Genomic DNA, 1,119 nt, shown 5'->3' with positions numbered 1-1,119 from the left:
GTTTCGACTACGGGGTTGTTACCCTCTACGACGGACCTTTCCAGGTCGCTTCGTCTACCTCGTTCCTTTGTAACTCCGTATAGAATGTCCTACAACCCCAAGAGGCAAGCCTCTTGGTTTGGGCTATGTTCCGTTTCGCTCGCCGCTACTCAGGAAATCGCATTTGCTTTCTCTTCCTCCAGGTACTTAGATGTTTCAGTTCCCTGGGTCTGTCTTCCTTATCCTATGTATTCAGATAAGGATACCATACCATTACGTATGGTGGGTTTCCCCATTCGGAAATCTTCGGATCAAAGCTTACTTACAGCTCCCCGAAGCATATCGGCGTTAGTCCCGTCCTTCATCGACTCCTAGTGTCAAGGCATCCACCGTGCGCCCTTTCTAACTTAACCAAACTAAAAATTAAAAAATATGAGCTACACTGTTATCTAGTTTTCAAAGAACATACATTTATATATGAGAGATAGTTCTCTCAAAACTGAACAAAACGAAACACGGAAACTTATATTGATGAACAGCGTTCATCAATTCTCCATAGAAAGGAGGTGATCCAGCCGCACCTTCCGATACGGCTACCTTGTTACGACTTCACCCCAATCATCTGTCCCACCTTAGGCGGCTGGCTCCAAAAAGGTTACCCCACCGACTTCGGGTGTTACAAACTCTCGTGGTGTGACGGGCGGTGTGTACAAGGCCCGGGAACGTATTCACCGCGGCATGCTGATCCGCGATTACTAGCGATTCCAGCTTCATGTAGGCGAGTTGCAGCCTACAATCCGAACTGAGAACGGTTTTATGAGATTAGCTCCACCTCGCGGTCTTGCAGCTCTTTGTACCGTCCATTGTAGCACGTGTGTAGCCCAGGTCATAAGGGGCATGATGATTTGACGTCATCCCCACCTTCCTCCGGTTTGTCACCGGCAGTCACCTTAGAGTGCCCAACTTAATGATGGCAACTAAGATCAAGGGTTGCGCTCGTTGCGGGACTTAACCCAACATCTCACGACACGAGCTGACGACAACCATGCACCACCTGTCACTCTGCTCCCGAAGGAGAAGCCCTATCTCTAGGGTTGTCAGAGGATGTCAAGACCTGGTAAGGTTCTTCGCGTTGCTTCG

2 rRNA genes are annotated in these 1,119 nt (G+C 49.0%); both read right to left on the bottom strand.

The features are described 5' to 3' along the window. Positions 1–392: ribosomal RNA gene (locus tag MR079_RS28260) — 23S ribosomal RNA — on the bottom strand; the annotation flags it as partial. Between the two features lie 146 nt (positions 393–538). Next, positions 539–1,119, bottom strand: a 16S ribosomal RNA gene (locus MR079_RS28255); the annotation flags it as partial.

Origin of the sequence: Bacillus cereus group sp. BfR-BA-01381, assembly GCF_022663555.1 — a bacterium.
Taxonomy (GTDB): Bacteria; Bacillota; Bacilli; order Bacillales; family Bacillaceae_G; genus Bacillus_A; species Bacillus_A pacificus.
This window is presented reverse-complemented; position numbering and strand designations above follow the sequence as displayed.